Annotated in this window: 8 protein-coding genes; 6 read left to right on the forward strand and 2 right to left on the reverse strand. The window is 47.8% G+C overall.

What is annotated here, in order from left to right:
- Window positions 1-4: 4 nt before the first annotated feature.
- Entirely contained in the window at window positions 5-415 is a 411-nt protein-coding gene (locus KNO76_RS03675) for a hypothetical protein (protein ID WP_026826653.1), read from the forward strand.
- A gap of 28 nt (window positions 416-443) precedes the next feature.
- Here the strand turns inward: KNO76_RS03675 and KNO76_RS03680 are convergent, their stop codons facing one another.
- Together KNO76_RS03680 and KNO76_RS03685 are read right to left on the reverse strand one after the other, a co-directional pair.
- Window positions 444-833 carry a hypothetical protein gene (locus KNO76_RS03680; RefSeq protein ID WP_026826652.1) on the reverse strand — a complete coding sequence of 130 codons (390 nt, stop codon included), beginning with the start codon at window positions 831-833 and terminating at the stop codon, window positions 444-446.
- A 56-nt stretch (window positions 834-889) separates the two neighbouring features.
- Window positions 890-1,270: a truncated hemoglobin gene (locus KNO76_RS03685; RefSeq protein WP_051545992.1), complete on the reverse strand. Its 381-nt coding sequence runs from the start codon at window positions 1,268-1,270 to the stop codon at window positions 890-892.
- Window positions 1,271-1,428: 158 nt separating this feature from the next.
- Between KNO76_RS03685 and addB the strand changes: the two genes are divergently transcribed.
- The 5 genes from addB to KNO76_RS03710 all read left to right on the forward strand — a co-directional run bounded on the left by addB (window position 1,429) and on the right by KNO76_RS03710 (window position 12,698).
- On the forward strand, window positions 1,429-4,866 hold the full coding sequence (addB, locus tag KNO76_RS03690) for a helicase-exonuclease AddAB subunit AddB (protein ID WP_214882680.1): 3,438 nt from the start codon (window positions 1,429-1,431) through the stop codon (window positions 4,864-4,866).
- Entirely contained in the window at window positions 4,844-8,461 is a 3,618-nt protein-coding gene (gene addA / locus KNO76_RS03695) for a helicase-exonuclease AddAB subunit AddA (protein WP_214882682.1), read from the forward strand. The genes addB and addA overlap by 23 nt, the downstream gene beginning before the upstream one ends.
- 169 nt (window positions 8,462-8,630) lie before the next feature.
- Window positions 8,631-9,113: a MarR family winged helix-turn-helix transcriptional regulator gene (locus KNO76_RS03700; RefSeq protein ID WP_214882683.1), complete on the forward strand. Its 483-nt coding sequence runs from the start codon at window positions 8,631-8,633 to the stop codon at window positions 9,111-9,113.
- Window positions 9,106-10,830 (forward strand): ABC transporter ATP-binding protein, encoded by a 1,725-nt coding sequence (locus KNO76_RS03705; protein WP_214882685.1) that lies wholly within the window; start codon window positions 9,106-9,108, stop codon window positions 10,828-10,830. The genes KNO76_RS03700 and KNO76_RS03705 overlap by 8 nt, the downstream gene beginning before the upstream one ends.
- Window positions 10,827-12,698 carry an ABC transporter ATP-binding protein gene (locus tag KNO76_RS03710; RefSeq protein WP_026826646.1) on the forward strand — a complete coding sequence of 624 codons (1,872 nt, stop codon included), beginning with the start codon at window positions 10,827-10,829 and terminating at the stop codon, window positions 12,696-12,698. The genes KNO76_RS03705 and KNO76_RS03710 overlap by 4 nt, the downstream gene beginning before the upstream one ends.
- Window positions 12,699-12,804 lie beyond the last annotated feature (106 nt).

Below are 12,804 nucleotides of genomic sequence, written 5' to 3' on the forward strand. Positions count from 1 at the left end.
GAAGATGAACGATTCATATACTTGGCTCAATCGCCGCAAAGTACGACCAGCGTACAGTGTGACTGGGAGCCGCTCATGGTCAAGTGAGCGTGTCGTTAGACCCGATCGTGCACGTGGAAAGATGGTACGCGATGTAAAGCGAGTACGTCGTCCGTACGTGGACGAATACGGCAATCGGCGTTGGACGACGGGACGCGTGGTCGTGACGGATGCGTCTCGTAACGCTCGAGCGAACGGACACGGAGACACTGCCGTACAGTTAGAGTTCTCCACACCGACGCCATACGAACGTGTGAAAGAGATGATTCCTACGAAACGTGTCCTCGTTCCGGTCGTTGCTGGACTCGCGGTCGTCGGTGGAATCGCCGGTGTCGCTTATGCGCTTCGTAAAAAGAAACGAAATAAGAAGAAATAAAAAAATCGCCGAAAATTCGGCGATTTTTTTATTTAAAGCGTTCAGCGAGGATGCGCTCGAGTTCACGTTGCCCGAGTTCACGCATTTCTTCTTCATTCTCTTCATCGTATGCATCGTCCGAGAAGCGGCCGACAAATTCGACTTTGCCGTTTCCAAGTTCACGGAACACTAAGTTTTTGCGATCGTTGTAAAAGACGACACGATATTCACGGCCATTTTCGTGGTCGTAGTTGAAGACGCCTTTGATGTGGTCCATGTTCTTCTCTTCCGGCTGTTTCTCATCATCGTCCTCATCCTCTTCAGCATCTGCTGCTTCGGCTGCTCCTTCTAGTGCATCAGCGAGGACTACCGTTTCTTCTTTTTCTTCCGTTTCCTCTTCTTCAGATGAAACGACTTCTTTTTTTTCTTCTTCTGTCATATGAAACCGACCTCCTTTACTTACTTTCCTATCATACCCACTTTTTATAGTTGTGACTACTCAAAATGATGCGAGCAAACTCGAACAACATTCGAAGATGACATGATCAATCGTTGAAACAGCTGGCGCTTGATCGATTCCGGGGCATCTACGGTCTTGAGTGCTTGCTCCATGCAACCAAGCCAATGACCGGCGTGCGTCTCAGAAATCGGATGTTCATGATGAATCATAGCTAAATTCCCACCGCCACGGCGCTCTGAATATAATTTTGGACCACCGAGCAGCTGTGTTAAAAATTCAAATTGATGTTGTTTGACCCGGTCTTTGTCTTCAGGAAAGAGCGGCAGTAAAATCGGGTCGGCATAGACGAGGTCATAAAACGCGTCGACAAGTTGTTGAACACCGCGTTCGCCTCCAAATTGTTCATAGGCACTCACATATATTCCCCCTCATACGTTCAGTCTAATCGATTTCGGGCAAAAATGGGAATGATGAAGGTTATGACTTTTTTGACTAAGGTTCAAGGGAGGTTTCCCTCTACAAATGAGGAGAGATGGTTCATAATGAAGAAAAAAGGGAAGGAGTGTTCGCTAAAATGACAGTAACCTTTCACGTTGGTCGATCGGGAACGGGAAAAAGTGAGCAGATGATCGATGAGGTCATTCAGGAACTGAAGCAAAACCCGAGCGGACCGACGATTTATATGATCGTGCCGGATCAAATGTCGTTTGAAATGGAAAAGAAGATGGCAATGGTAGACGATCTTCGTGGTTCGACTCGTATTCAAGTTCTTTCGATGCGTCGTCTCGCTTTCTTGATGATGCGAGATGCCGGCGTCGCGACAGATCAATTTTTAGATCAAACCGGAACTCATTTATTGTTGCGGAGGGTCGTCGAGATGAGCGAGGAAAGATTGACCTTGTTCCGGCGTACGATGAATCAGTTCGGCTTTTACGAAGAATTGAATCAATTGATTTCCATGTTGAAGCATGGGCTTGTGGAACCGGAGCACTTGTTGCGGTTAAGTGAACAGGCGCAGCACCGTGCTTTGAAGTTACAGGACCTTTCCATCATTTACGAAGGATTTTTAAAGATGACGGAAGGCAAGGCACTCCATGCGGAAGATTATTTCAACGTCATGTTGCAGATCCTGCCGGAAACGGATTTGACGGGTGTACGTGTCTATGTGGACGGGTTCAATGAATTTTCGGAGCAGGAATTGGCAGTCCTTGTCGCACTTGCGGAAAAAGTGAATGTCGATGTGTTGCTTACACTTGATCCTGTTTCGATGTATCGTCTCGATCCATTGTTTGGCCCGACACAACGGACGCTCATGCGTTTCAAAGAACTGTTGACAGAACGACAGATCCCTTCTCGAGACGAGCTGTATGATACCGTCTATCGTTACACGCATCCGAGTCTCCGTTATCTGGAGGCCACATTCGATCAATTGACTGCAGAACCTTACACTGGTTCAGAGAATCGGATTGATCTACATGCCGCAGTCGACCGGACCGTCGAGGTGGAGGCGGCCGTTCGTGAAGTCATTCGACTCACTCGTGAAGAAGGATATCGTTACCGAGACATCGCTCTTGTCTCACGTTCTCTTGAGGAATACGGAGATTTGGCAGCACAAGCGTTACAAAAGATGGGGCTGCCGTACTTCCTTGATGAACGGCAACCGATGCTTGACCATCCTCTCGTCGAGCTGTTAAAGGCGGCAATCGACATTGCTTTACGCGGCTATCGGGAGGAACCCGTCTTTCGGGCACTGAAGACGGAACTCGTCGTCCTTGACCAGACACATCGCCGTACGTCCGTCGATCGTCTCGAAGCGTTCGTGATTGAGCGAGGAATCAAGCACTATCACTGGCACGACGAATGGCAGTTGCGTCGTCGTATGGGCGAAGAGGCACGACTCACGAGCGAAGAGCTAGACGTCGAGGCAGACTTGAACCGTTACCGAGCACGAGTCATCGATACATTTGATCCATTGCTTTCAGAATTAAAGCAAGCGAAGACAATGCAAGCTTATACGCACGCCATGTTTGCCTTTTTAGAACGTGTCGGCGTATCGGACTGTCTGGCCCATTGGCGCGATGAGGCGATTGAAGAAGCACAATTAATCGAGGCACGTGAACATACTCAAGTTTGGGACGCGGTGTTACATTTACTTGAGCAGTTAGAAGCAGCAGCTCCAGAAGAAACGTTGTCTACAGACCTGTTTCTTCAAATGATGGATACAGGTCTGGATAGTCTCCGCTATGCCTTGATCCCACCTTCGCTTGACCAATTGACTGTGACGGACTATGTTCGTGGGCGATTAATTGATAAAAAAGTTGTGTTCCTACTCGGAGCGAATGAAGATCAAATCCCTCTCGTCACGACACAGTCCAAGCTGTTGACCGACCATGACTTAGATTTCATGCATGAGAATGGACTACGTGCCGGGAAGGCGACGGAGCACTTATTCGATGATGAAACGTATTACTTATATAAAGCGGTGACGGCACCGAGCGAGCGTTTATACATTAGCTACGCACTAGTCGACAGAACGGGGAAAGCCGTTCAGCCGGCGCGGTTTATCGCTGACTTGAAGGCGCGACTTCACCAAAACGTCATCAAGACTCATTTTGCTGAAGCAGGTGAGCACCGACCACGTGATCAATTCGCCTTCTTGACGAACGTGAATCAGACGGCAGCCGTCACGGCACTGGAGCTTCAGCGTTTAAGTCGTCATTATCCGATTCAAGATATGTGGTTTGGCGTCTATAACGAGCTGTTGAAGCACCCGGTTGGACGTGAACGCTTGCAACTTTTGACGAGCGCCTTGTTCTATCAAAATATACCAAAATCGCTAGATGACCACGTCGCACAATCATTGTACACGCCATCGATTCGAGCGAGTGTCTCACGTCTCGAGACATTCCAAGCTTGTCCGTTCAAACATTTCGCAAGTTATGGCTTGCGTCTGAAGGAACGACGGTTGTATCGACTCGAGGCCCCGGATATCGGGAATCTGTATCACCGGACCATCGAACATATGTCGCAGACGGTGAAGATGGACGGAAAGGAATGGCGAGATGTCACTCCTGACGAGTGCTCCCATTTAGCGGAGCAGGCGGTCGAGCTCGTGACCCCAGAGATTCAGCACGCCATTTTAATGAGTTCGAACCGATACGCGTATTTGAAAAAAAAATTGACAGACGTCGTCAGTAAGACTGCAGAAGTGTTGATTGAACAGTCGAAACGAGATGGCTTTGACCCACAAGCATTTGAACTTGCATTCGGGAGCGGACAATTTCCACCCGTATCATTTACATTGTCAAATGGGACGACATGTGAACTAGTCGGTCGAATCGATCGTGTCGATACAGCGATGATCCACGACCAGCTTTACGTTCGAATCATCGACTATAAGTCGAGTAAACGTGAAGTTGATTTCGCTGAAATATACTACGGTCTGGCGATGCAGATGCTCATCTATTTGAAGGTATTGATTGAGCAGGCAGAGGTGTGGACAAAAGAGAACGTCGCACCTGCTGCGGCGCTCTATTTCCACGTGCACCGACCACTCGTTCCACCTGCTAGTTCTGAAGAAGAAACGCGTCAAAAAGTATTGGAGTCGTATCAGATGCAAGGGCTATTAGTAGATGACCCGGAAATTTTAGAGATGATGGACCGCTCGGCGAAAGGCTCATCCAAAAAATCAATTGTCATTCCGGTCAAATATAAAAAAGATGGTACGCCTGACGCCAACACCTTGAAGAAAATTGTGACGCCCCCTCAACTTGAGCAGTTGATGGACCATGCGTTCGACGTCGTCAAAACGAGTGCAGAGGAGATGTATGACGGCAAAATTGATGTAGAACCGTATGAGTATAAAGAGCGGCGGCCCTGTCAGACATGTCCGTACCAAAGTGTTTGTCACTTTGACGAGGCACTCTCGAATGAGCCTCGTAAATTGAAGAAGCTCGAGAAAGAAGAAGTATTCCAGGAGTTAGGAGGCGATGACCGTGAAATGGACGAATGATCAGTTCGCCGCGATCGAAGCGAGGGGAAGCCATGTGCTCGTTTCGGCTGCGGCAGGTTCTGGTAAGACCGCGGTCCTTGTCGAGCGGTTATCTAGCCGATTGCTTGACGAGACGGATGAGCTCACGGCAGACCGAATGCTCGTCGTCACGTTTACGAATGCAGCGGCTGCAGAGATGAAACGACGCATCGCAAAGGCGCTTGAAGAGGCGTTACGCGACGACCCGACGAATGAATACGTCCGGAAGCAACGGCAGATGTTGAACCGGGCGCTCATCACGACCATCCACTCATTTTGTTTAGAAGTGATTCGCGAGAATTACTATCTATTAGACTTAGACCCGGCGTTCAAGATTGCGGAAGAACGTGACCTCGTCCTGTTGCAGGACGACGTATTAGAAGAGGTGCTTGAAGAGGAGTACGGGAAACAAGATACCGATTTCTTTTCTCTTGTCGATGCGTATACGTCAGATCGCGGTGATAGCGAAATCGAGGACTTGATTCTCGGAATGTACCACTATGCGCGTACGCTCCCAAATCCAGACGCCTATTTAGATAATCTCGTATCTATGTATACGTTCGGAGATGACCCTGACGAAGAGGCGATTTTAATCGAATTTGGTCAAATGTTGTGGCAAGATATCGAAAAGGCGGTACGGGAACTTCGGAAGCTTGAAGCGGAGCTTCGGGTCGCCGGTTATGAACCACAATCGGACAATGTTCGTCAGGCGATTTTTCCGTTTGAACAACTTGAAGGGGAGACAATTATCTGGAGTGAACTCGAGACGGCGGCTCGTGCGATGAAGTTTGGAACGATGAAGGCTGTTCCAAAAAAAGAGGAGCACCAGATTTACCACGAGGTCCTCAAACCAGCGTACGACCAGGCGAAGAAAAAATTGACGACAGTGGTCGAGCAGGCGCGTGTCAGTGGGGCGGACTTATTAGAGAGTGTCTCGATGCAACAACCTCTCGTTGAAACACTCGTTCGAACCGTCCGTACATTCGGTCAAGCATATGAGCAAGCAAAGCGTGAACGGGCTTTCGTTGACTTCAGTGACTTGGAACATTATGCGCTCGCCATTTTACGACAAGATGGGGGACCGTCCGATGTCGCTGCGCTTTATAAAGAACGATTCGCTGAGGTACTCGTTGATGAATACCAAGATACGAACGAGATTCAAGAAACGATCATCAATCTGGTCGCAAATGAACGAGAGGAAGTCGGGAACTTATTCATGGTGGGCGACATCAAACAATCGATTTATCGATTCCGCCATGCAGAACCGGGTCTTTTCATCGATAAGGCGACGCGCTTTAAACAAGCGGGTACAGGGAAACGAATCGACCTTTCTCAAAACTTCCGTAGTCGCAGAGAAGTCCTCCACGGGATCAATGACTTGTTCGTTCAGCTCATGGATGAAGAGGTCGGCGAAATTGCATATGACGAGGCAGCACAACTTGTACCGGGACGTGAGTATGAACCGATTCCAGCGGACCCAGAATTCATTTTGGTCGACGGGGAGAGTCGTGAGTTATCGAAGCAAGAGGTAGAAGGTCGGGCGATCGCAACCCGAATCTTAGAACTCGTATCGGGAGAAGAACCGTTCAAGGTGACGGATGAAGAGACCGGACAACTTCGAAACTGTGAGTATCGAGACATCGTGATTCTCGTGCGTTCGAAAAAAGAACGAGTCGAGCAGTTGATGGATATTTTGACACAGTACAACATCCCGGCTTACACCGATTCGGATGGTGGATATTTTCAAGCGACTGAGATCCGTATGATTCTTGCCCTCTTGAAAGTGATTGACAACCCGCTACAAGACATCCCTCTCGCAGGTGCGCTTCGTTCACCGATGTTCCGTTTCGATGACGGTGAGTTGGCACGAATCCGACTCGAATCCGACGATTCATTCTATGAGGCACTCAAAGCAAAGGCAGATGACGATGATGAGCTTGGGGTGAAATGTGGAGAGATGCTCGACCGACTATCCCGTTGGCGCACCTATGCGCGAAACCATAGTCTGTCTGAATTGATTCAACAGTTATTCAATGATACCGGGTTTTATGACTTTTCAGGTGGATTGCCTGGAGGAAAAGGACGGCAAGAAAACTTGAAGGCGCTCTATGACCGCGCCCTCTCCTATGAACGTAGTGGCTATCGTGGCCTTTATCGCTTCTTACGCGTGATGGACCGTCTGCAGGATACCGGTGAGGACTTGTCAGAGGCACGGTCACTTGGTGACGAGGAGAACGTCGTTCGCATCATGACCGTCCATAAATCGAAAGGTCTCGAGTTCCCGGTGACGATCGTCACTCAGCTCGGAAAACAATTCAATAAACGTGATCAAATGCAACGTGTCATTTTCCACAAGCATTACGGGATTTCACTGGATGCAATCGATGTGGTGACGCGTACAAAGTCGGAAACATTTGTGAAAGAGATGATTCGACGAGATTTAGACGCGACGATGAAAGCAGAAGAGATGCGTGTTCTTTACGTCGCTTTGACGCGGGCGAAAGAAAAACTGATCCTAGTCGGAACGGTAGGGGAACCGGTCAAACATCTCCAACAGTGGCTCCAGGTCGAACAATCCGGGGAGCTGTTGGCTAGTGAGGCGAGACGAGAGGCGAAAACGTACTTGGACTGGATTGCTCCGGCGCTCTTACGTTTACCTAGTGCAACGTCTTTTATTGAATCATTTGGATTCACGGTTCCGTCTACGTTCGATGAATCAACCTCATGGATCTACCGTGTGATTGGAGAAGCGGATCTTGCGGAGATTGCGACACTGCAAGAAATGATGGCTCAACTGCATCATGTCCAAAGATTTGAAGCAATCGATTTCCCGATTCAAAACGAAGAAGTGACGATACGTACCGTCCATCAGGCTTTGAACTACGCATACCCTTCTCAAGATGCGGTGCGCACGGCAGCGAAACAAACAGTGACCGAATTGAAACGGGCGATGCAACTTGAACAAGCCGCCTTTGAAGACCCGGTCAGACCGGTCGATACGCCTTACCGAGAACCAAAATGGCGTCAAGTCAAACAGACCGGTGCCGAACGAGGGACGACGTTACACTTGATTTTCCAATTAGCGGACCCAAGCCAACCGATTGTCGATCAAATCAATCGGTGGGAGATGCAAGGGATGCTCAGTCCAGTCGAGGCCGAGACGGCACGCCTCGCACTCCCTGATGTTGAGGCATTTTTCCAAACGGAAGTCGGGCAATCGCTCGCCGGTGCAATCGAGCGGGGAACCGCATGGCGAGAGTTGCCATTCACCTACACGGTACCGGCCGAGCGAGTCAATCCGAATGGACAGTTCACGGATGAACATGTATTGATTCAAGGGATTATCGACTGTCTGTATTTTGATGGGACCTCTTACGTCCTTTTGGACTATAAATCAGATGCCGTTGTCCATTTATCTGAGTCTCGTGAAGAGGCACATAATCGATTGCGGGATCGCTATGCAATTCAATTGCAACTGTATCGAGAGGCTATTGAAACGATTTGGGATATTCGTGTCGAGCGGACCTTGATTTATTCGCTTGATTTACAGGAAATCGTGACCGTGTCGACCAAATAAATGAGAATACATGGCGAGCGATGTCAGCTAGATGGCATCGCTCTTTTCTTATGTGCAAATTCACATTCAATTTTGTTGACAATCCAGCACGTGAGGAGTAATTTATTTTATATAAGTAATTGTTCCGAATAGAACAATTCGAAACGGAACGATAAAGGAGTGAACGAGTATGACCGAGACGAATACAATGCGGGCACGGGAAATGATGCAATCCTTTTGGCGTGTACAGCGTGTTTTAATTCGTTTGATGCATCAAACGGCACAACAAAATGACCTCACCCTACCTCAACTTCATGGACTGATGATGTTAAATGAACAGGGAGCGATTTCGCAAAAGGAACTAGTTCAACGGACAAAGATGCCAAAGAGCACGTTGAGTCAATCGCTCGATGGTCTCGTGGAGAAAGGACTGATTCGTCGGGACATCAATCCCGACAATCGTCGGGAGGTCGTGTTGACGATTGATACATCGGGCAAACGTTTGATTGAGGATATTGAGCAACAAGAAGAAGGGGCCGAGCAACAATTGAATCAAATCTTATCTCGTCTAAATGAAGGTACGTATCATCATATGATTGAAGCCCATCAACAGATTGCAGATGGGTTAAATGAAGGGTTCACAGAATGTGAAGGAGGATGCCGTCATGATTAAGTTGTTGAAACGTCTCATTAGTTATAAGTGGGCCGTTCTGATGGTCTTGTTGTTTGTGTTCGCGCAATCGTTGGCAGATTTATTTTTACCAACGTTAATGGCAGACATCATTGATAATGGGGTCGTGAAGGGCGATACAGGATATATTTGGCAAATGGGAGGTATCATGCTAGGTGTGACGGGACTTGGAGCCATCGCAGCCGTCGTGGCCAGTTTTTATTCATCGAAAGCAGCGATGGGATTTGGTCGTGACTTACGGAGACGCGTCTTTAATCATGTTGAGCGATTCTCTCTTGAAGAGTTCGATCGCGTCGGAACGGCCTCATTGATCACTCGGACGACGAACGATATCACACAAGTACAACAAGTGATCATCATGATGCTTCGGATGGTTGTAAGTGCGCCAATCATGTTTGTCGGTGGATTAATTATGGCTACTTCAAAAGATGCGAAATTGTCCCTTGTGATTGTGGCAGCTATGCCAGTGCTCGTCATCTCAATTTTCTTGATTTTTTGGAAGGCCATGCCGCTATTTAAGAAAGTGCAGAAGCGATTGGATCGCTTAAATCTCGTCCTTCGAGAAAATCTAACGGGTATTCGTGTCATTCGGGCATTCAATCGTGAAAAAGAAGAGCAAGTCCGCATGACAGAAGCGAATGAACAATTGACAGATGTGTCAATCAAAGTAAACCAGATCATGGCGTTCCTTATGCCTATTATGATGCTTGTGATGAACTTGACGGTCGTCGGTGTCATATGGTTCGGTGGCATCCGGATTGACAATGGGGCCATGCAAATCGGGGATTTAATGGCGTTCATTCAATACGTGATGCAAATCATGTTTGCACTCGTCATGGCGTCTGTCATGTTTATTATGATTCCGCGTGCATCGGTGTCTGCGAACCGGATCAACGAAGTGCTCGAGATGAAACCGTCACTAGTTGATGACGGAACGATGACTGCGGACGTTGAACAAGGCACGCTCGTCTTTGACCATGTCACGTTCTTTTATCCGGGCGCTGAAGAACCAGCGCTATCCGATGTGAGTTTTTCAGCAAATCCGGGAGAAGTCACAGCGGTGATTGGTGGGACAGGGTCTGGGAAGTCGACGCTCGTCAACTTGATTCCACGGTTTTATGACGTGACGTCAGGTCATATCCTTGTGAACGGTGTGGATGTTCAATCCGTTTCCCAAGAAGACCTTCGCTCGAAAATCGGGTTCGTCCCACAAAAAGCGCTTCTGTTCACTGGAACGATTGCAGAGAACATTCGATACGGAAAAGCCGATGCGACAGCTGAAGAAGTCATACATGCGGCCTCGATTTCACAGGCGAGTGACTTTATCGAGAAGATGCCAGACCGTTATGAGTCGATGATTGAGCAAGGTGGGTCGAACGTGTCGGGTGGACAAAAACAACGCCTCTCGATTGCGCGTGCGCTCGTTCGAAAACCGGATTTATACGTATTCGATGACAGCTTTTCGGCACTTGACTACAAAACGGACGCCGCATTGCGAAAAGCATTGAAAGATGAAACAAGAACCGCGACAGTATTGATTGTCGCGCAACGCGTTAGCACCATCATAGATGCTGATCGGATTATTGTGCTAGAAGAAGGTAAAGTAGCCGGGATTGGGACACATGAAGAATTGTTTGCGAATAATGCGGTCTATCAAGAAATCGTGAAGTCGCAATTGTCTGAGGAGGAGATCGCATGAGTGAGAAACAAGGAAATACACGACAAACTCATGGTGGTCACGGAGGGCCAGGAGGTCCGGGCGGTGGAAATATGATGATGATGGGAGAGAAACCGAAGGCGTTCAAAGTCACGTTCCATCGCCTTCTTGCTTATTTGAAACCACGTCGAAATACACTGATAGCTGTATTCATCGCTGCGATATTGAGTACGATTTTTATGATTGCGGGTCCGAAAATTATGGGGATCGCCATCACAGAACTGTTTGAGGGTGCCTATGCAAAATTCACGGGGGTACCTGATGCAGAGATTGACTTTACACGAATCGGACAAATTTTGTCCTTACTCGCTGGTCTCTATGTCATCAGCAGTCTGTTCAACTACGTTCAACAATATTTGATGTCTGGTGTGGCCCAAAAAACAGTGTATGATTTGCGGGAAGACGTCAATAAAAAACTAGAAAGACTGCCACTCAAATATTATGATGGACGCTCGAATGGGGAGACACTTAGTCGTGTCACGAACGATATTGACTTGATTGGGAGCACGCTTCAACAAAGTGTGACGTCATTTATTACATCGATTGTCACCATCATTGGGATTTTAATTATGATGTTGTCGATCAGTCCGCTTTTGACGGTCATCTCCCTTGTGTCTTTACCGCTCACTATCTTTGCGATTCGACCTATTTTAAAACGATCGCAACAATATTTTTCGGATCAACAGCGAAATCTTGGACGATTGAACGGTCATGTAGAGGAAATGTACACTGGACACGCCGTCGTCAAGGCGTTCGGTCGAGAAGAGACGGCTGTTCGTGAATTCGAAGAAGTGAATGAGGAACTCTATGATGCCGGACGAAAAGCGCAATTCATCTCCGGAATCATCATGCCGATGACGATGTTCATCGGGAACATCAGCTATGTGTTGATTAGTGTCGTTGGCGGGATTCTCGTGACACAACGCACTATCTCGATTGGGGATATCCAGGCGTTTATCACATATACGAGACAGTTCACTCAACCGATCACTCAAACGGCGAACATCGCAAATATCGTCCAGTCGACGGTCGCTGCTGCGGAACGCGTATTTGAACTATTGGATGAAGAGGAAGAAGTGAAGGATGTGACGACTTACCGCTTAGAACGCGCGGAAGGAAATGTTACGTTCCGTCATGTCGACTTCGGATATGGGGAGGACCTGCTCATTCAAGATATGAACCTCGATGTGTTGACGGGACAAACAGTGGCCATCGTCGGGCCGACGGGCGCCGGAAAAACGACGCTCATCAATCTACTCATGCGCTTCTATGAATTGAATGGAGGCGAAATATTAATCGATGGGAAAGACTCACGACAAATGTCGCGGCACGATTTGCGACATACGTTTGGCATGGTATTGCAAGACACGTGGCTCTTCAACGGGACAATCCGTGACAATATCGCTTACGGTAAAACGGGTGCGACAGAGATGGAAGTTGTGAATGCAGCGAAGACGGCACATGCCGATTCATTCATTCGGACGTTGCCGGATGGATATGACACAGTCTTAAATGAGGAAGCGAATAACATCTCACAAGGACAAAAACAATTACTGACCATCGCGCGAGCGGTACTTTCGAACCCACCTATTATGATTTTGGACGAAGCAACATCAAGTGTAGACACGCGCACCGAGATTTTGATTCAACAGGCGATGAAACGGTTGATGGACGGCCGAACGAGTTTTGTCATCGCACATCGGTTGTCGACGATTAAAGACGCTGATTTAATTTTGGTCATGGACCAAGGTCGTGTCATTGAACAAGGAACGCATGAGTCATTACTAGAAGCAGGCGGATTTTATGAAAATCTTTACAACAGTCAGTTTGCTGAAAAAGAGGTCGTATAAACAGAATATAGGTTTTACGGTCAGGTGATTCGGTAAAAGACGTACGAAGATATGTTTCGTACGTCTTTTTATTTTGTGTAACAATTACAAATCCGTTAAAATAGAT

The sequence above is a fragment of the Exiguobacterium sp. s101 genome (assembly GCF_018617835.1).
In the GTDB taxonomy this organism is placed as follows: Bacteria; Bacillota; Bacilli; order Exiguobacteriales; family Exiguobacteriaceae; genus Exiguobacterium; species Exiguobacterium marinum.